The sequence below is a fragment of the Enterovibrio norvegicus FF-33 genome (assembly GCF_000286835.2).
In the GTDB taxonomy this organism is placed as follows: domain Bacteria; phylum Pseudomonadota; class Gammaproteobacteria; order Enterobacterales; family Vibrionaceae; genus Enterovibrio; species Enterovibrio norvegicus_A.
Map to the genome: position 1 here is coordinate 2,310,388 of NZ_AJYD02000038.1, position 19,363 is coordinate 2,329,750.

General features: G+C 46.6%; 14 protein-coding genes and 1 riboswitch. Of the genes, 10 read left to right on the top strand and 4 right to left on the bottom strand.

All coding sequences use genetic code 11. The features are described from left to right. The 9 genes from torA to A1OO_RS18390 all read left to right on the top strand — a co-directional run. Positions 1–2,439, top strand: a 2,439-nt coding sequence (torA, locus tag A1OO_RS18345; protein WP_017004002.1) for a trimethylamine-N-oxide reductase TorA, incomplete at its 5' end; no start/stop codon positions are given. A 92-nt stretch (positions 2,440–2,531) separates the two neighbouring features. Then, the gene (gene torD / locus A1OO_RS18350; protein WP_017004003.1) at positions 2,532–3,179 is read left to right on the top strand and encodes a molecular chaperone TorD; all 648 of its coding nucleotides are present in this window, start codon (positions 2,532–2,534) and stop codon (positions 3,177–3,179) included. Between the two features lie 479 nt (positions 3,180–3,658). Next, the gene (purR, locus tag A1OO_RS18355; protein ID WP_016962059.1) at positions 3,659–4,669 is read left to right on the top strand and encodes an HTH-type transcriptional repressor PurR; all 1,011 of its coding nucleotides are present in this window, start codon (positions 3,659–3,661) and stop codon (positions 4,667–4,669) included. A 312-nt stretch (positions 4,670–4,981) separates the two neighbouring features. Next, positions 4,982–5,076: riboswitch (cyclic di-GMP riboswitch) on the top strand. Positions 5,077–5,191: 115 nt separating this feature from the next. Then, a complete protein-coding gene (locus tag A1OO_RS18360) occupies positions 5,192–5,785 on the top strand; it encodes a TfoX/Sxy family DNA transformation protein (RefSeq protein ID WP_017004004.1) in 594 nt (197 codons plus the stop codon). A gap of 1,252 nt (positions 5,786–7,037) precedes the next feature. Further along, on the top strand, positions 7,038–9,215 hold the full coding sequence (gene lpdA, locus A1OO_RS18370) for a dihydrolipoyl dehydrogenase (RefSeq protein ID WP_017004006.1): 2,178 nt from the start codon (positions 7,038–7,040) through the stop codon (positions 9,213–9,215). A gap of 5 nt (positions 9,216–9,220) precedes the next feature. Beyond that, on the top strand, positions 9,221–10,360 hold the full coding sequence (locus A1OO_RS18375; RefSeq protein WP_017004007.1) for an ABC transporter substrate-binding protein: 1,140 nt from the start codon (positions 9,221–9,223) through the stop codon (positions 10,358–10,360). A gap of 40 nt (positions 10,361–10,400) precedes the next feature. Further along, a complete protein-coding gene (locus A1OO_RS18380) occupies positions 10,401–12,107 on the top strand; it encodes an ABC transporter permease (RefSeq protein ID WP_017004008.1) in 1,707 nt (568 codons plus the stop codon). Then, complete coding sequence (locus A1OO_RS18385; RefSeq protein WP_017004009.1) at positions 12,070–12,768, top strand: ATP-binding cassette domain-containing protein; 699 nt, start codon at positions 12,070–12,072, stop codon at positions 12,766–12,768. The genes A1OO_RS18380 and A1OO_RS18385 overlap by 38 nt, the downstream gene beginning before the upstream one ends. Beyond that, a complete protein-coding gene (locus A1OO_RS18390; protein WP_016962052.1) occupies positions 12,761–13,378 on the top strand; it encodes a CDP-alcohol phosphatidyltransferase family protein in 618 nt (205 codons plus the stop codon). Before A1OO_RS18385 ends, A1OO_RS18390 begins: the two co-directional genes overlap by 8 nt. A gap of 63 nt (positions 13,379–13,441) precedes the next feature. Here the strand turns inward: A1OO_RS18390 and A1OO_RS18395 are convergent, their stop codons facing one another. The 3 genes from A1OO_RS18395 to A1OO_RS18405 all read right to left on the bottom strand — a co-directional run bounded on the left by A1OO_RS18395 (position 13,442) and on the right by A1OO_RS18405 (position 16,579). Further along, a complete protein-coding gene (locus A1OO_RS18395; RefSeq protein ID WP_017004010.1) occupies positions 13,442–14,083 on the bottom strand; it encodes a DsbA family oxidoreductase in 642 nt (213 codons plus the stop codon). A 68-nt stretch (positions 14,084–14,151) separates the two neighbouring features. Next, positions 14,152–15,528 carry a tetratricopeptide repeat protein gene (locus A1OO_RS18400; protein ID WP_017004011.1) on the bottom strand — a complete coding sequence of 459 codons (1,377 nt, stop codon included), beginning with the start codon at positions 15,526–15,528 and terminating at the stop codon, positions 14,152–14,154. A gap of 190 nt (positions 15,529–15,718) precedes the next feature. Beyond that, the gene (locus A1OO_RS18405) at positions 15,719–16,579 is read right to left on the bottom strand and encodes a PA4780 family RIO1-like protein kinase (protein ID WP_026023945.1); all 861 of its coding nucleotides are present in this window, start codon (positions 16,577–16,579) and stop codon (positions 15,719–15,721) included. A 318-nt stretch (positions 16,580–16,897) separates the two neighbouring features. Here A1OO_RS18405 and A1OO_RS23365 point away from each other — a divergent pair, with 318 nt between their 5' ends. Continuing rightward, on the top strand, positions 16,898–17,074 hold the full coding sequence (locus tag A1OO_RS23365) for a DUF6435 family protein (protein WP_017004013.1): 177 nt from the start codon (positions 16,898–16,900) through the stop codon (positions 17,072–17,074). 577 nt (positions 17,075–17,651) lie between these two features. Here A1OO_RS23365 and A1OO_RS18415 read toward each other — a convergent pair. Next, positions 17,652–19,334, bottom strand: coding sequence for a toxin-antitoxin system YwqK family antitoxin (locus A1OO_RS18415; protein ID WP_017004014.1), 1,683 nt, complete (start codon positions 19,332–19,334; stop codon positions 17,652–17,654). Between the last annotated feature and the right edge of the window lie 29 nt (positions 19,335–19,363).

Sequence of the window (19,363 nt, forward strand, 5' to 3'; positions counted from 1 at the left end):
CTATTAGCACCGCGTTCAGCAATGGCCGCAACTGACGTAAAAACCACGTTCACTGGCGACGTGATACACGGTTCTCACTGGGGTGCATTCCGCGCCAAAGTAGAAAACGGCATTTGGATTGACACCGTGCCGTTTGAGCACGACCCACACCCAACCGCAATGCTTAACGCGGTTCGCGAAGTGGTCTATAACCCTTCTCGCGTGAAGTACCCAATGGTACGCATCGATTGGCTGAAGCACGGCTGGAAATCAGACACGACACAACGCGGTGACAACCGTTTCGTCCGTGTGCCATGGTCTCAGGCTCTTGATTTCTTCCATCATGAGCTTGAGCGTGTTCAGAACACCTATGGCCCTAGCGCACTGTACGCGGGTAATACTGGCTGGCAATCAGTCGGTAAACTGAACGTTGCGGGCACCATGATGCACCGTGGTATTGGCCTGCATGGCACCTTCTTAGCGAAAATGGGTGACTACTCAACGGGTTCGGCGCAAGTTGTTCTACCTTACGTTGCTGGCGCAATGGAAGTTTACGAGCAGCAAACATCGTGGCCTGTCGTTCTGGAAAACGCGAAAACTATCGTGATCTGGGGCAACGACCCGGTGAAGAACCTGCAAGTTGGCTGGCAGATCCCAGACCACAGCGTATACGGTTACTACCAGCAACTGGCTGAAAAAGTGAAAGCAGGCGAAATCAACGTTATCCACGTTGACCCTGTGAAAACCTCTTCATACAAGTACTTCGGTGGCAAGCAGATTGCGGTTAACCCACAAACTGACGTGCCTCTGATGTTAGCAATAGCGCACACCCTGTATACCGAGAAGCTGCACGATGAGCAGTTCTTGGCTGACTACACCACAGGTTTCGACAAGTTCCTGCCTTACCTATTGGGTGAGAAAGACGGCGTGGCGAAAACCCCAGAATGGGCAGAGAAAATCTGTGGCATTCAAGCTGATGAAATCCGCGAACTCGCTCGCATCATGGCAAGTGGTCGTACACAGATCATGGCGGGTTGGTGTTTGCAGCGTATGCAGCACGGTGAGCAATATGCATGGATGATCGTCGTTGTGTCGGCAATGCTGGGACAAATTGGTCTACCTGGTGGTGGTTTCGGTTTCGGCTGGCACTATAACGATGCAGGTACCGTGACTTCAGCTGGCCCGCTAATGTCTGGCTTCAACTCAGTAACAGGCGTTGAACCTATCCACAACGGTAGCTACAACGGTTACTCAAGTTTCATCCCGATTGCGCGCATTGTTGACTGCCTTGAAAACCCAGGCGATACCATTGATTTCAATGGTCAAAAAGTCAAATTCCCGCACATCAAGATGGCCATTTCTTGTGGTAGTAACCTGTTCCACCAGCACCAAGATCGTAACCGAATGATCAAGGCATGGCGTAACTTGGAAACCTACGTGTCTATTGACCATCAGTGGACTGCGAGCTGCCGTTTTGCTGATATCGTTCTGCCTGCAACGACAACTTACGAGCGTAACGACATCGAGTCATTCGGTAACCACTCGAACAAAGGCATTATTGCGATGAAACAAATCGTAGAGCCAATGTTTGAAGCGAAAGACGATTTCGATATCTTCCGCGAGCTGTGCACCCGTTTTGATCGCGAAGAAGCGTTCACCGGTGGCAAAACCAAAATGGAATGGATCGAAGAGATCTATAACGGTGCACGTCTGCAAGGCCGTGGTATTGGCGTTCGCATGCCAAACTTCGTTAAATTCTGGGAAGAAGAACAATTTATTGCCTTCCCTCAAGGTACCGAGTGGGTTCGTCACCAAGCATTCCGCAATGAACCTGATCTTGAGCCACTGGGCACAGCATCAGGTTTGATAGAAATCTACTGTAAGACAATCGCAGACATGGGTTACGACGACTGTCAGGGTCACCCTATGTGGTTCGAAAAAGTTGAGCGTAGCCATGGCGGTCCTAAGTCAAAAAGCTACCCGCTGCACATGCAAAGCTGTCACCCTAACTACCGTCTGCACTCGCAATTGTGTTCGTCAGACGCGTTCCGTGACACTTACGCAGTCGCGGGTCGTGAGCCTTGCTACATCAACGCTGCTGACGCAAAAGCACGTGGCATTGTTTCTGGTGATGTGGTTCGTGTATTCAACGAACGTGGTCAGGTCCTTGCGGGCGCAGTCGTGACTGACGACTATAAAGCTGGCGTATGTCGTATTGAAGAAGGTGCTTGGTATGCGCCACTTGAAGGCGGCAAGCCGGGTACACTTTGTACTTACGGCGATCCAAACGTACTGACTGTAGACATCGGCACCTCTAAGTTAGCGCAAGCAACCTCTGCGCATACAGCACTGGTTGAGATTGAGAAGTACACTGGTGAAGCACCTGCAGTAACAGGCTTCAGCGGCCCAATCAACGTTGACGGCGTTAACCCACTGTTCCCGGCGATGGATATCGCATAAGAGACAGTATGAAGAAAAGGGCAGCTTAGCTGCCCTTTTTTGCTCTATGTTAGATAGACTTAAAGTGCTTTTTTTCAACTAACGGAATGACAATGCAAGAATTTATTGCCATTAACGAACAACGTGCAGAATTTTACTGGTGGATGTCTTCCCTTTTCGCCAGTGAATTAACGCAAGATGATTTGAATAATTACCACGGCAGCAACATGGATAACTATTTTTCCGCGTTAGCCATGACCGAGGAATTGAAAGCACCGATCGTTGAATTTCGCAACGCGCTTGCCGCGCTAAAGCTCCGCGAAGATGCACAACTCGAGCTAGCCGCTGATTTCTGTGGTTTATTCCTCAGTACACCAAAAACAGGCGCATTGCCTTATGCGTCTATTTATATTGGTGAAACCGGTCTGTTGAACGATAAGCCCGCGCAAGAGATGGGTCAATGGATGGAAAAGTACGGCATTGCTCAACGTAAAGATTTCAATGAACCGTTTGACCATCTTGCGGTTGTGCTTGATTTCATAGGGAACTTGGTCATTCTTGCCAACAAAGAAACCGAAGAAGACCAACAAGAATACATGATGCAAGAACAGCAAGTATTTTTGGAAACCATGGTCATGCCGTGGCTAGGTAGTTTCCAAAAATCGCTAAACCAGTTTGATCAATTCGGTTTTTATAAAGCCGCGGGTGCATTGCTCACTGCATTTATCACACTGGATCTTTTGTTCCTTAAAGGCGAATAAAAAGGTGCCTATCTATACCCAAACAAATTCTCGCTAAACAAGCATCTTGAAGTGTTTGGTTATGATAAATGAAGCCGGGCAAGCCCGGTTTTTTCTTTTTTTGAGCTTGGAAAACAGAAAAAACCCGCTATTTCGCAAGCTTGATACGCATCAAGCTTACGCGAGTCGCTTCAATTGAATAATTGCGGGCGCGGTCATGAGTCAGTAAACTGTGAACGCAAGCGATTGGCATTGAGAAATTTCTGTAACATTACAAACGCCTCGTCATAGTGCCGCCGCAGCGTTCCCCCCTTCTCCCACACTTGATGGAAAGCAAGTTGCTGGCAGTGTCGATGAAACCTCGACGACAAGGGGATGAGAGTCCGTCTCTCCGCCTATAGAAAGAACGAATCCATTACGCCGCTTAGCATAGCGGCGTAAACATGTTGAGCAGCCACTATTTCTCAAGCTGCTAATGAAAACGATAAGAAGATTACCCAATGGCAACAATTAAAGATGTCGCACGCATGGCTGGTGTATCTACGACAACCGTTTCACACGTGATCAATAAAACACGCTTTGTCGCAGAAAACACAACCAAGAAAGTATGGGCCGCAGTCGACGACTTAAACTATGCACCGAGTGCAGTTGCGCGCAGCTTGAAATGTAACTCAACGCGCACGATTGGCATGCTGGTCACCAAATCTACCAATCCGTTCTTTGCGGAAGTTGTACATGGGGTAGAAGAATACTGCTACAAAGAAGGCTACACGCTTATCTTGTGTAACACCGAAGGTAACTTAGCGAAGCAACGCGACTACCTGCGCATGTTGGCAGAAAAACGCGTAGATGGCCTGTTGGTGATGTGCTCCGACTTGAATGAAGAACTTCTTATTCTATTAGAGAAAAAGAAAGATCTGCCGATGGTTGTGATGGATTGGGGCACGCAACATGTCAACACCGACTGCATTCAAGACAATGCCGAACTCGGTGGCTATATCGCGACCAAATACTTTGTTGACAACGGCCATACCAAAATCGGCTGTATTTCAGGTCAGCTAGATAAACTCACCTGTCAGACGCGCTTGGCAGGCTTTAGAACTGCGTTGGCAGAAGCTGGCATTGAAGAAAATCCGAACTGGATTGTAGAAGCCGATTTTGAGTGTGACTCCGCAGTTGAAGCGGCAAAAGCATTATTGGCCCAAGAAGACCGCCCAACGGCTGTTTTTTGCTTTAATGACATCATGGCACTGGCAGCAATCAGTACCTTCCGTCAGGCCGGGTTAGACATTCCTAACGACATTTCTGTTATTGGCTACGATAACATTGATCTAGCCGCATTTTTCTCACCACCGTTAACGACAATTCATCAGCCGAAAAATCGACTGGGTAAAACTGCAATCAAACTGTTATTGGAACGTCTCGCCAATAAAGAGAACGAACAGCAGATTTTTGTTATGCAACCAGAGCTCATCATTCGCAGTTCGGTGAAAAATCTTAACGCCGAGTAAAATACACGCTCTCGCGGTACTTCTCTAAAAGCCCGACCACTTTTTTTGGTTGGGCTTTTTTATTAACTGGCAAGTTTTCCGACTGACTCAACCTCATTATTGCGACTCACCTCTTAAAGGGTAAATTGCCTAGTTTTCTAGTGCTACCCTTAAACCCAGATATAAAGTAGTCATCTTGGTCAAAAATACTTCAATTACAAAGACAACCGGATATTATCAATCACATCAATAAGATTCTATCTGAACCAAGATCACACTTTATGAGACCAGCAATAACGACAAAATGATGCGATTCAGTTAAGCTAAAACCCGTCAAGAAAAAGGCAAACCATCGCGAAAGCGTGGGACGCAAAGCTTCCGGCCTCACAACACTGATTTTATGTGTTGGTGGTAGCGGAGCTACCGATGACGTTAGCATTCACATACCGGATATTTCTGGTTCGTTGACAATTCTCTGAATTAGCTTTGCTACGTTGCTCCTTGACCATTCATCCAGGAACGTATTGATTGAGAATTAGTCACATGGATAAACCAACGCTAAAAAACACACTGAAGTTCTTCGAATGTCTTGGCAAAATCAAATCCCGCTCTATGTTTGGTGGGTTTGGTGTATTTTGCGATGAGACAATGTTCGCACTGGTTGTTAATGATCAGCTTCACCTTCGTGCTGGTCAAACGAATGAAGCTGAATTCAAACATCTGGCGATGAGCCCTTACGTCTACAAAAAACGCGGCTTCCCTGTTGTGACTAAATACTATGCTGTGCCTGAAAATTGGTGGGTAAAATCTGACGAGTTAATGGCCTATGCCACGACATCACTCACCATTGCCAGAGACGATCAGCAAGAAAAAAAGACGGCGGCGCCAACGCGTATCAAAGATCTGCCAAACTTGCGACTCGCCACAGAGCGAATGCTAAAAAAAGCAGGTATCGATTCTGTCGAACAGTTGCAAACACAGGGCGCCGTGAAAGCTTATCGAGCTTTGCAGAAATCACACCAAGATACGCTTAGCCTTGAGCTACTTTGGGCACTGGAAGGCGCGATAGAAGGTAAACACTGGTCAGTGATTACGCCTCAACGCCGTGACGAACTTTTGCAAACCTTGCACCAGTAACGCCTCAAACCCAGCTTTCATCCAGTCAGTACAACACTCCTTTTTGAGATTGTTCTGACTGGTCTAGATATCCATTTTCTCAGTTTTAATTGTCACTCGTACCCTATCAACGCCAACCTAATCGCACTCCATACTGTATTCACAGTCAAAACATGACACTTCCTACTTCATTTTTACGACAATAAGGTTCACTAAACCGAAAATAACATCATGTTCCATTGCTTATTGGCTGCGGGACAAGCTATGTTTTCAGTCAAAAACACTCTCATTTCTTCAGATCTGTATTAAACCGCCAAAAAACCTCAATAAAACCATTAATGTGACATATGTCACAATAGGGACACACAATGCACTCAGTTGATTATCAATTGTTCGAAATTTGAACTAAGCCAAAAAGACAAGATAGAAGAATGGCAACAACGAGATGCATTACAGCAAGCCGTTTCCCGATCAAATTGACAGAATATTTCGAGACCATTTTCGCAAATGGCCTAGACGATTCAAATGGGCAGTGTTTTTTTGCTTTTTATTGCCGATCTCGTTTTATGCAGCCCTTGAACAGGGTATGTTTGCCCCTTCATTTTTAACGATTTTGGTCATTGTCTTCTTTGGCATTAACGCGACGGTTGTTATATGGGGTTTAAAAATGAACAGTTTCGCGCAGCGATATTGGCACAAGAACTACCATATCGGTGGTGCAACTACCCTAGCCATTGTTCCTTTGTCTTTGCTTATTGTTCAGTATTCTAAGTACTGCCTCTAGTTTATGGTTTCTCCACGCCTACGACTGCGCCTTTCAGACTGTCGTGACGGCCATTCTTTAAATCAACAATAAATCACCGCTACAACTCGAAAATTCCACCAACATGCATTCGTTATCGCCATGCCCATTCCTAAAGTTAAATCATTAATATTCATCAAATTACCGTACACTCCCTTCTGGCCGAGCAACCTAAAAATGCCCTTAGCATCGAAAAATTTGATGAAGCATGTAATTAATTTCTCTGCCCTCAGGTCTTTATCACCAAGCAAAATTACGGAACGGCCGGACACTTGTGTGTCACGTGTTGTCGATTTTCGCAAGAAGCTTGCCGGGTCACAGAGTCGGTAAATAATTGTATTAATTCATTGAGATAATACGTTTTTTCTTAATCCAGTTTTAAACTTTTGCCATAGTTAACACAGTGACTAATTTCACAGGGTACGAACATTCCTGACGGTGTTGAACAACGTTATTACGAAAGGATTTCAAATGAACAAACAGAAGTTGAGCATTATTTTTGTCATTGCTGCCATATTTGTAACTTGGTTTGCTTTTGATCTGGGTGCACTTTTTACACTCGACAATGCCAAAGCTCAGCATGAAGCATTGAAAGACTCCATTTCACAGAATTTCCTCACAGCCAGTTTGGTTTACTTCCTGGTGTATATCACCATGACTGCCCTTTCTCTGCCCGGTGCCGCAATCGCAACACTACTCGGTGCGGCTTTGTTTGGGTTTTGGTGGGCATTACTGCTGGTTTCTTTCGCCAGCTCGATTGGCGCAACACTCGCGTTTTTGGTAAGCCGTTTCTTATTGAAAGACTCTATTCAAAACAAGTTTGGCAACAAGCTTTCGACCATTAACGAAGGCATCAAAAATGATGGTCCTTTCTACTTGCTGACACTTCGTTTAATTCCTGTCTTTCCGTTTTTCATTATCAACCTGCTGATGGGCTTAACGCCAATCCGCACGCTAACGTTTTACGTTGTGAGCCAAATCGGCATGTTGCCGGGTACAGCGGTTTACATCAACGCCGGTACGCAATTGGCACAAATTGATTCATTGAGCGGCATTGTGTCTCCCGGTGTGTTGCTGTCGTTAGTGCTGCTCGGTTTATTCCCAATTATTGCAAAGGTCATTATGAACTTTATCCAAAAACGCCGTGTGTACGCGAAATGGCAAAAGCCCGTCACCTTTGACCGAAACCTGATTGCCATTGGCGCGGGTGCTGGCGGTTTGGTCACGACCTATATCGGCGCGGCAGTGAAAGCCAAAGTCACCTTGATTGAAAAACACAAAATGGGCGGTGACTGTTTAAACACGGGTTGTGTCCCATCCAAAGCCCTGATCCGCGCGGGACACTCTGTGCACGAAATCAACCGCGCCAAAGAGTTTGGGGTGAATGCGGGTGAGCCGACGGTCGATTTCAAACAAGTGATGGGTCGAGTACATCAAGTGATCGCTGATATCGAGCCTCATGACTCCGTAGAGCGTTATTCAAAGCTTGGTGTGGAATGTATTCAAGGTGAAGCGAAAATCCTCTCTCCGTGGGAAGTAGAGGTAAACGGAGAACGCTTGACCACAAGGAACATTGTTATCGCAACCGGTGCTCGTCCTCTCGTTCCAGGCATCCCTGGCCTACAAGAGGTGAACTATTTGACCTCTGACAACGTGTGGGAGCTACAAGAGCTGCCTAAGAAACTCTTGGTACTCGGCGGTGGCCCTATCGGCGCAGAACTTGCGCAGAGTTTCTCTCGCCTTGGTTCGAACGTCACCTTGGTAGAAATGGCTGACCAACTGCTTATTCGTGAAGACGCGGACGCCGCAGCGTTAGTCGTTAAAGGTCTAACGGAAGATGGTGTAAATATTCTTCTTGGGCACAAAGCGACCCGCTTTGAGAAAGATGGCGACACGCAACGTGCTTATCTTGATAAGAACGGAGAAGAAGTCGTCGTTGAATTTGATCATGTTATGCTCGCTCTTGGTCGCGTTGCAAATACCAAAGGCTTTGGCCTTGAAGACATCGGTGTTGAACTTACCGAGCGCGGTACCGTCAAGGTGAATGATTATCTGCAAACCAATTACCCCAACATTTTTGCGGTGGGTGATGTTGCAGGCCCATTCCAGCTGACTCACGCTGCGGGTCACCAAGCATGGTATGCCGCAGTGAATGCTCTGTTCGGTGACTTTAAGAAATTTAAGGCCGATTACTCTGTCATGCCAGCCGCCACCTACACCGCCCCCGAAGTGGCACGTGTTGGTATTAATGAAAAAGAAGCCATTGCCCAAGGGATTGACTACGAGATTGCCCACTACGGCATTGACGATTTGGATCGCGCCATTGCTGATGGTGAAGACCATGGTTTTATTAAGGTCATCACCCCCAAAGGCAAAGACAAGATTCTCGGCGCGACCATTGTCGGCTCACATGCTGGGGACTTGCTCGCAGAATTTACCCTTGCGATGCGGCATGGCCTCGGTTTGAATAAAATTCTTGGTACGGTTCACCCCTATCCAACCATGAGTGAAGCGACGAAATACACGGCAGGTGTTTGGAAGCAAAACAATGCGCCGCAGGGTTTGCTTGTTTGGGTAGAGAAATTTCACGCTTGGATGCGTAATGAGTCAAAAAACAATGGCTCACAACCAATCAAAAAGGAAGATTAAGCACAATGAACTTCACATCAATCGTCACTGCATGTGCGCTCGCTTTTAGTTCGGTCAGCATGGCTGCTGACCCGTCTAACTGGGAACAGATTGAGAAAGATGCCAAGGGGCAAACGGTTTACTTTAATGCGTGGGGTGGCAGCCAAGAAATCAATGCCTACCTACGCTGGGCAAATGAAGAGCTTGAAAGCCGTTACGGTGTCACTATTCAGCACGTTAAAGTGTCCGACATTGCAGAAACCGTTAACCGTTTAGTGGCTGAGAAGGCCGCAGGTAAAACCGAAGGCGGCAGTGTCGATATGGTTTGGATCAACGGTGAGAACTTCAAATCTATGAAAGCAAACGGTCTATTGTTTGGACCGTTTACAGAGCAGCTTCCTAATTGGCGAATTGTCGATAAATCGCTTCCTGTAAAAGAAGACTTCACAGAACCCACAGAAGGCCTTGAAGCACCATGGGGTGTGGGTCAATTAGTGTTTATTCATGATGAGAAAACACTGGCAAACCCACCAACATCATTTGTGGAAATGCTCAGTTTGGCGAAAGCTAACCCTGGCAAAGTCTCCTACCCGAAGCCACCGCAATTCCACGGTACAAGCTTTTTAAAAGCCGCGCTGCTTGAGTTAGCCACTGACACAACACCGCTTTATCAACCGGTTGATGAAGCCCAGTTTAGCAACATCACAGCGCCACTTTGGGCGTATTTGAATGAGTTACATACGGTTGCGTGGAGAAATGGCAAACAATTCCCTGCTGGCAGCACAGAAACCATGCAATTGCTTGATGATGGTGAATTACTGTTAGCCATTACCTTCAACCCGAACGCGGCAGAGACGGCGGTTAAAAACGGTACCCTCGCGCCATCAGCAAAAACCTTTGCCTTTGATAGCGGCGCACTGTCGAACATTCACTTTATGGGTATTCCATGGAATGCCAATGCCAAAGAAGGCGCACTGGTTGCGATTAACTTCTTGATGAGTGAAGAAGCACAGTCTCGCAAAGCGAACAGTGACATCTGGGGCGATCCAGCTGTTGTTTCGCTAACCAGCGTTGGCAGCAAGCCACTGTTCAAGTCTCAGCCTGAACCGCACCCAAGCTGGCAAGTCGCGCTAGAAAAAGCATGGCTTGAGCGTTACGGCCAGTAACGATAATGTACCAAACATTATCAATTGGTAAGGGGTAGACATGTTACGTCTGCTGTATCTGATGACGCTGACAGTGTGTTGTTTACCCTTAATTCCGGGGCTGGGTGGCGTGTTGCTTTCTGCCACCAGCTACCTTCCCGTTTTAGGGTTAACCGAACCCAATCTTGATGGCTGGTATGCCATGATGGCTTGGCCGGGTAGCGGAAAAGCCCTGCAACTCACGCTTTTTACAGGCGTAACCGCTACCTTGTTAGCGGTACTGATTACCTTTCTGATATTGCAGCGTTGCTGGGGAACATCAGGATGGAGCCGAATAGAAAAATGGCTCTCGCCTCTGCTTGCCATGCCCCACGTCGCTTTTGCCATTGGCTTTGCCCTCACCTTCGCCCCTTCTGGTTGGTTATTTCGTTTCTTCGCACTGTTTACGCAAGAAACAACGCCCTACACATGGTCCTTGGTGCAAGACAGCAACGGTATTGGGCTAGTGATAGCCCTTGCGATAAAAGAGACGCCCTTCTTGCTGTTAATGAGCTTGTCGGTACTACGCCAAATGCAGGTTGATCGCTTACTCGCGGCGTCGCAAAGCTTAGGCTACAACCGAAGCGCAGCGTGGCTAAAAGTGGTATTGCCTCAATGGCTACCCAAAATGCGCTTCCCGATCTACGCCGTGCTGGCTTACGGCTTGTCGGTGGTTGATGTTGCCATGATCCTTGGCCCTTCTTCACCGTCTACGTTCGCTGTGTTGGTGTGGCAGTGGTTCAATGACCCTGACCTACTAGAACTCCCCCGCGCAGCCGCAGGGGCGATTACGCTGTTTATATTGTGCTTTGGCACACTGTCGATATATCGACTGCTAGAGTTCATATTGATTTGCGGCTGGCAAAACTGGCAATTTAGCGGCAGCAAAATGTTTCATCTTCCCGGTAAACATTTGTTCAAGCTGGTCGCGGTACTGCCCTTTTTGATGATCCCTATTTTGTTGGTGTGGTCTTTTGCATTGCGCTGGCGCTTTCCGGATAGTTGGCCGACACGTCTTAGCACGCGCTTTTGGGAACAAGAATCGTCGAACTTATTAGAACTCGCGGCAAACAGCCTGATCCTTGGCTTAGTCTCTGCCACCGTCGCGCTGATTTTTGCAGTAGGGTGTTTGGAGTATCGAGACAAATACCATCAATCAGTGCCGCAGTTGGTGATCGCCATTCCCATGCTGATCCCGCAACTGTCAATACTGTTCGGTATTCAGATAGCGATTTATATGTTGCCAGGGCAATGGCATGTCCCCGCGACTATTTGGGCACATATTCTCTTTGCATTTCCGTATGTGTACTTAGCGTTAGATGGCCCATGGCGTTCTTTCGATCAACGTCTGACACAAACGGCGAGAAGCTTAGGTCACAGTGCCACAAAAGCGTGGTGGGCAGTGAAGCTACCCATTGTACTGCCTGCCATTTTACTAGCATGGGCCGTCGGTCTTAGCGTCAGTTTCTCCCAATATTTGCCGACGCAACTGTTAGGTGCAGGACGTATCACCACATTAACCACAGAGGCCGTTAGCCTCGCCAGTGGACAAGACCGCCGCATCAGCGCGGTATATGGCTTAATCCAAGCCTTTCTACCTCTGGTATTTTTTGGCCTTGCACTCGCTGCCAGCCGATTCGCCGACCCTCGTCGTCGCCTTGCAAAGCAAGAACAAACAAGAGACACAATGAATGAGTTTGTCCGTACAAAACCTGACTATAAAATCTAAGCAATCCACATTGCTTCAAGCCATGTCTTTTGACGTCGAGAACGGCGACATTCTCTCGATCATGGGCCCAAGTGGGTGCGGTAAATCAACGCTACTCAGCGCCGTTGCCGGTCATCTTTCGCCTGAATTCAGTTGTCAGGGCGATATTCGTGTTAACGATAAAAGCATTTTGGCATTGCCCGCAGAAAAGCGTGCCGTCGGTATTCTGTTTCAAGATGATCTGCTTTTCCCGCACCTTAGCGTGTGGCAGAACTTGGCGTTCGGTTTACCCGATACCATGAGCGCCACAGAGAAAAAAGAACGCGCCCTCGCAACGCTAGAAGAAATCGAACTGGGAGATATTGCCTACAAAGCGCCCGATCAGATTTCCGGCGGTCAACGCGCGAGAATCAGCCTAATGCGTACTCTACTATCACACCCAAAAGTGATCCTGTTGGATGAGCCTTTCAGCAAACTCGACAAACCGCTTCGAAAATCATTTCGCGCCTTCGTGTTTAAACAAATCAAGAACAGAAACATCGCGGCCGTGATGGTGACGCACGATGAAGATGATGTCCCCGTGGAAAGCACATTGTTGAATTGGCCCGTTGCGCCTGAAAACGCACCGTCTACATCATCCCCTCGCGTTGGCGTCCTTAGACCGGAGCAAAAACATGCTTGATCGTTATGCCATTACCCTTATTCGCTGGCCTCTCAAACAAGCCGCCAAGCTGCCTGACAAGATTGGCCTAACCGCCAATCAGGTGACCGTATCCGGCTTTCTGATCGGCATGCTTGCACTCCCCGCTATTGCGATGGAGCATTATTGGTTAGGGCTTTTGTTTATTGTACTAAACCGGATATTTGATGGGCTCGATGGTGCACTTGCTCGTCGGCAAGGCATTACCGATGCAGGCGGGTTTCTTGATATCACGCTCGATTTTCTGTTTTATTCCATGATCCCGTTTGCATTCGCCTTGGCAAACCCTGAACAAAACGCCGTCGCCGCCACCTTTCTTGTGTTTTCGTTTATGGGGACAGGTTCGAGCTTTCTGGCGTTTGCCATCATGGCGAGCAAGCGAAACATCGAAAACCCCGTTTATAAAAGCAAATCACTTTATTACATTGGTGGGCTCACTGAAGGCACAGAAACCATTGCGTGTTTAGTTCTATTTTGTCTGTTCCCGAGCTATTTTGCGGAAATTGCTTGGACGTTTGGTGCACTCTGTTGGGTAACAACAGCGACCAGAGTTTGGGCGGGTTACAGCACGCTAAACGCGCGTGCTGATTAACAATAAGAAAATTGGGCTTGGTAAGGGATGTTAGTGCCATGCCCAATACAATTATCTGCCAAACTACCGCATCTCTCGTTGCACTAGACAGTTAATTGCAAAAGCCAGTGAATCCACATCAACTTGGCCAAAAAATCGGTATCTCCCCTGATCAAAGACCCAGGCAGGGCTTCCCGGCACTTTTTCTGCTTCTCCGGTCTTGATATCGCCGTAGACATCGGCAAGTGCTCGACCACTATACAAGCACTCCATCACGTCCGACGTTGCCACGTGGTTCTCTTCCAGAATGTCTTTCAATACTCCAAAATGGCTAATATCCCTAGCATCACGGAATAGGGCTTTGCGCAACGCTCGCTCCAATTCAATCGCTTCATCATTTCCTGCCGCAAACTTCACGGCCTTGATGGCCTGATGAGGCATCAAAGAACTGGAAGGTCGAACTTTGCGCCACAAATCAGGATTAACGTCTAGTCCTTCAAAACGGCTGGTAACCCTTTCCGTTATCTCAGCATATTTCAGATAACCGCTATCACCAGGCGCGATGGTACTCATTCTTTGAGGCACGTTGGCGTATAAAGACAAACAATGGTGCTCCCAGTTAACTTGTGAAGGACTCCAAAGGTGCATGATCTTATCGTTGTAGTCTTGCCCCACCCAGCCCCAGAAGCAAAGTAAGTCGCTATGAAAATTAACCGTTACTGCCATGTTTTGACCTTAATCCATTGTTTTCGTCTAACGTGCTTGAGTGATTGTGCGCTTGATCTTAGTCCGCCTTAAATCACTTTCCTAAGTAATGCCTTAAACGCTTCTTCCTTGTTATCTGACGTTAACATTCGATCTATTTCTTGGTTTTTGTCCAAAAAGCGAGCCGTCGACAAATCCCAACGTGTTCTTTTGGATACTCGCTCTTTCATCAGTCCTGCTACAGCAGAATGGTGCTTTAGTAAGTGTTCAGAATGAATCAGGTACTGCCCAATAATATCCTGCTGGGCATGGCTCCCCCCAAGCGCAGACAAACGATAACGTATCGGTTTGATGGAAGTAACAGCCGGCTTAAACTCTCCTTTTTCATAAGATTCAATGCCAGCAATCAACTGAATGGCCAGGTTACCTTCATAGCTATATCGAAGAGGACGCTCACTTTTCAGTGAGTCATTCAACTGTTTAATGGCATCATGCTTTTCATTGCGAGCCAAGATCATCGCTGAGTGCAGTTCGGTAAACAGATAAACGTAATCGCCTATATCTTCTTTCACACCTTCGTATAAGCGCTCCCAGCGATCACCAACATCGACGCCAATAAACTCCAACCGCTTGAGAAGTGACGCGCCATTTTGCACACTGAGATAGAAATTTGATGCTTCGGGATAGATGTTTTCATCGAACAGTGACAGCACGTTTTCGACCCGTCCCAGTTCAAGCTCAAACAAGGCCAAGTGCCACCAAACATGGCCTACAAACGCATTATGTTGGTGAAGTTGTTCCGCTCGTGATGTGATCCACTCAATGCCTTCATCGGTTCGAGCATTCATTTCAAACACATGTGCCATTGCGTGTATGGCCCATAGATCGGAAGGATTAAGATCAACCGCTTTTCGTGCGTATTTTTCAGCTAAGTCATACTGGCCCACTTCTTCAAGTGCGAAACCAAATGCCCCTGCAAAATAGCCATAGCCTGACGTCTGTTCTGTCCAAGCCGGAGAGATCTTAGCCGCTGTATCCACCAAGCGCTGTCCTTCTCCAAACCAAAATAAGTTGCCTGTCGACTGTCTAAACGCCACTAAATCCAGCGGCCACTGATTGAGAATGTCAGACCACACATCAACTGCCTCTTTCACTTGTCCTTTTTGGTAATGTGAAAGTGCGGTGATATGTAATAACTCCCTCTCGTTCGCAACACGCGAAAGCCGTTTTAATTCGCCCAATATCGGGAGAATGCCGCTAAACGCGCTATGTCGGCCTTCACTCGCAATGCTATATCCTTTGAAAACCCACGCCATGACAAAATCTGGGTAGCGCGCCAATATCGCGTCTATCTTAGGCATGGCATTCGGCTGATAATCTAAAATCCATGCGAACGCTTCTTCGAATAATGCGACTCCTTGTTGGTCGCAACCTGAATAGTTAAGACCGCGGCTGTCCTGACTCATAGTGATCCTTTTTATTTATTTAAATAACCAAACTGACGCAATCAATGTAACCAACGGCTAGACAAGGAACAAACAAGGATAAATTGGCGGGAGGCAAAGAAATTGTTTTCGAGGGCATGCTTTGAATAGCACAAAAAAAGACCAGCACGAAAGCTGGTCTTTTATATATTCAGAACAGAGAAGAAAAAGATTACTCTTGGTCAGATTCCGCTTCCAGCCGACGCTCTTTTCGTAATCTCGCTTCTTCCATCACAGCATTAATTTCGGCCATCAAACCATCAACGTCAGCATCCTCGCCATCGTCTTCATATACACCCGTTAACTCAGTATTTGGCGTGAGATCGCCAGCTTCATACAAAGCCCACATCTCTTTCGCATATTGCGTACCGATAAGCTCAGGCGCATATTGGCCATAATAGTTCGTCATGTTATTCACATCACGTTCTAGCATCCATTTAGCATTGTTGTTTGCTGATGCGTCGACCGCTTGTGGCAAGTCAATAATGACAGGCCCAAGATGATCAACCAGCACATTAAATTCCGATAAATCACCATGAATAATGCCTTCACAAAGCATACGAACAACATCTTGGATCACGGTACCGTGATCCCTCAACGCTTGCTCTTTCGTTAAGGTGACATCATTCAAGCGTGGTGCCACGCTGCCTTGGTCATCAGTGACCAGTTCCATCAATAGCACGCCGTCAACACAACCGTACGGCGTAGGAACACGAACACCTGCTGCGGACAGCGCATACAGCGCATCCACTTCGGCGTTTTGCCACACTTTTTCTGCTTCTTCTCGGCCAAATTTAGAGCCTTTAGACATCGCCCTCTCTCGACGACTATCACGGACTTTGCGTCCTTCACGATACGCGGCGGCTTTCTTGAAGCTACGCTGATCGATCTCTTTATACACCTTGGCGCAGCAAATGTTTCCGTTGCTTGAAACAACAAAAACGTCAGCTTCTTTGCCACTCATTAGCTGAGAAATCACTTCATCAACCATGCCATCCTCAACCAATGGCAATAATCTTGTCGGTATCTTCATTCCACCTTCGTACGTGAATAACCCCGCAAACATGCTTTTCACTTGGGGCGACAGTGATTGAGGCACAATAGTGGGACAGACGAAAGAAGTAAAGAACCAACAACAATGAAGCGCATTTAGTCGTTTAAAACACCCAAGTCACGATGAAAAACACGATTTATCGAAGATAAATGTCATTTACCATCGTTACCATATTGAGCAGCTGCGTTCATCAAACCGTCGTATTGCGATGCATATCATGACTACACTGATCTTATGGTGATCTTGTAACCGTTGGCAAACGTAGCCACTGTTATGACGTAATTGAAAGGTGTACCTATGTTTTCACTATTCAAGAAAGACCCAACAAAGAAACTACGCACGCGCTACAACGCAACCTTAGAACGCGCCATGCAAGCACAGCGTAACGGCGATATGCATGCTTATGCTTTTATAACCGCAGAAGCAGAAGAGCTTTGGAAAGAGATTGAACGCGTTGAAAGCGAAGCCAAGTAGTTGTCTTTCATTTTATGCTGTGTCGTTTTAGGTCGCTTTCTATCCTGTTATCTTACCGCTGTTTCGTTTGACGCTATTGGACTGAAAGTTATCCTAATGTGCAGGCCCGTTACCCAATTTTGCGATGATGAAATCTAGGAGCACCCTTACTTGTGCTGGTAAATAGTGGCGTTCTGGGTCACTACCCAGAAGTGACTAACATAGCGAAGATTTTTGGCGGGAAATAGTCAGTTTTTTTCCAGCATAGAATCCATGAAACACACGCTCGATGACATTATGTTTCAAGGTTCTGATCATACGGATCCTACTCGTATCAGTTGTTTTGGTGCCGTGGACCATGTGAGATTAGATGGCAGTGAATACTCAGCTGTTTTCTCTACGTCCTTAGATGTGAAAAATGGGTTGATTGAGGACTATCTGGTATTCGCATACTTGAGTCGTTTGGGCTTGAAGCCAATACATCCTTTGACCTAACCACCAGTACGGGTGAGTTTAAGTTGGGTGGTCACGAGACTGGAGGGCTTCAAACACACAAGAATTTGTTAAGCCCTATTAAGGCTTCAAAGAAAACCAGATGTCATTTATCAAACATCACTTCGCCAGCATCAGTCCCATCAGGATATTGTCCTGTCCACATACCCACTTTCTCACCTGAGCGATAAAAACCCGTCCACATTGCTGTCTTACTCTTTCGAGGAATAATGGTTTGCCATTTACCCTCTTCCTTGCCGTCCACAAAGTTGCCTTTCGACCAAAGCGTTCCGTCTTCCATGTATGACTCTGAGGGGCCATGTTGAATACCGTTGGCATAGGTGTCCAATCGATCTACCCCACCCAATCGGTAGTATTTTTTAACTTCACCATGGTATTCGCCCTTCTTGTTATAATTAAAGACGCGCTTACCATCCCAATCATGCTCCCAATAACCGTATTTCGCGCCCTCAAAATATTCACCCTGTTCGATGATTTCGCCAAACTGCGTCACCGAAAACTTGCCATGAGGAACACCGTGTTTATAGTGTTGCTTCCTCGCTTTATGATCCACTAACTGAGTGAAGTAGAGGTTGTGGTATTCGCCATCAATGGTTTCTGTGCGATGGGTTAACTCACCTTCGTCAAAAAATTCAGTTTGCTTCCAAGCCTTGCTTTCATCTTCTTGACGCCTTGAAATGACAACACCATGTCGATATCGAAATTCATCACTGATGCGTTCGTGGTTTTCATTGAAGCTCACAGAAAGGTCGAAGAGTTTCTCACCTTGCTTGTTAAATTCCTTTTTCGCGATTAAACGGCTGTCATCGTTATATTCATAAATGACCTCGACCATATCGCTTTGCTTGTGAAACACACGCTGCTCACCCACTTCTTTGCCATTAGCATAATTGAAGATCTTAGCGGTATTTCCGGCTTCGTCATATTCAGTGGAAGCGCCGTGTAGTTCACCAGCGACAAAGTGTTGCTTAGAAGACAATTGGCCGTTGGCATGCCAATTCAGCGTCACGCCATGCTCTACATTTTTCTTGTAGTTTTGCTGTTGAATTTTGTTCCCGGCTTTGTCGTACCGATTAAACACACCTTCATACTGACTAAACGCAGATTGCCCTTCACTCTTGAGCTGACCGTCAAAGTAATATGCTCGGTATTTACCATGACGCTTACCGTGTTGAAAGTTCATCTCATAGTCAATATTGCCATTTTCGTAATAGCTAAACATTGGCCCATGCATCTCTCCATCAAGCCATGTTTTAAGCATCGAGATTGAACCGTTATATCGATAGGTAAGGCTTTCACCGGTTTGCATTCCATCCAGCATTTCAAATTCTTCAGACACATGACCATTTGAATAAAAGACCTTTTGCGTCCCATTCAAAACACCGTTCACATAGTGTTGTTCTTTTTTCAAATCGCCAGAAGAGTATGTCTGCTTCAATCCGTGTTCTTTGCCTTCACTATTTTTATGTCCCCTAGATTTAATGACCCCTTGCCATGTAAAGAACTCATAGTCTCCTACGATGTTTGCTTTCGCAGGTTCTATTCCATTGAAGCCACCTTTAAAATAAACAGTGTCGTCGTCAATAAAATAGACCACCGCAGGCCACTTTCCTTCCTTCTCTATCAGTGACTCCGTCATGTAGTACGTCGCCTTCTTATCACCCGTCACTGCCTTTAAATTGGCATCAAGTAATACTCGTTCTGCAAAAGCGGGTGAAATCATGCTCAATGATAAAATCATGAGTGAAATTAGAGTAAAAAAGCGCATCAATCCCTCGTTTATGCTTTTGACTAAAT

Bases quoted from the DNA above. Each gene is read 5' to 3' on its own strand.
- torD (WP_017004003.1), top strand. From the start codon at position 2,532: ATGCAAGAATTTATTGCCATTAACGAACAACGTGCAGAATTTTACTGG.
- purR (WP_016962059.1), top strand. From the start codon at position 3,659: ATGGCAACAATTAAAGATGTCGCACGCATGGCTGGTGTATCTACGACA.
- A1OO_RS18360 (WP_017004004.1), top strand. From the start codon at position 5,192: ATGGATAAACCAACGCTAAAAAACACACTGAAGTTCTTCGAATGTCTT.
- lpdA (WP_017004006.1), top strand. From the start codon at position 7,038: ATGAACAAACAGAAGTTGAGCATTATTTTTGTCATTGCTGCCATATTT.
- A1OO_RS18375 (WP_017004007.1), top strand. From the start codon at position 9,221: ATGAACTTCACATCAATCGTCACTGCATGTGCGCTCGCTTTTAGTTCG.
- A1OO_RS18380 (WP_017004008.1), top strand. From the start codon at position 10,401: ATGTTACGTCTGCTGTATCTGATGACGCTGACAGTGTGTTGTTTACCC.
- A1OO_RS18385 (WP_017004009.1), top strand. From the start codon at position 12,070: ATGAGTTTGTCCGTACAAAACCTGACTATAAAATCTAAGCAATCCACA.
- A1OO_RS18390 (WP_016962052.1), top strand. From the start codon at position 12,761: ATGCTTGATCGTTATGCCATTACCCTTATTCGCTGGCCTCTCAAACAA.
- A1OO_RS18395 (WP_017004010.1), bottom strand. From the start codon at position 14,083: ATGGCAGTAACGGTTAATTTTCATAGCGACTTACTTTGCTTCTGGGGC.
- A1OO_RS18400 (WP_017004011.1), bottom strand. From the start codon at position 15,528: ATGAGTCAGGACAGCCGCGGTCTTAACTATTCAGGTTGCGACCAACAA.
- A1OO_RS18405 (WP_026023945.1), bottom strand. From the start codon at position 16,579: ATGAAGATACCGACAAGATTATTGCCATTGGTTGAGGATGGCATGGTT.
- A1OO_RS23365 (WP_017004013.1), top strand. From the start codon at position 16,898: ATGTTTTCACTATTCAAGAAAGACCCAACAAAGAAACTACGCACGCGC.
- A1OO_RS18415 (WP_017004014.1), bottom strand. From the start codon at position 19,334: ATGCGCTTTTTTACTCTAATTTCACTCATGATTTTATCATTGAGCATG.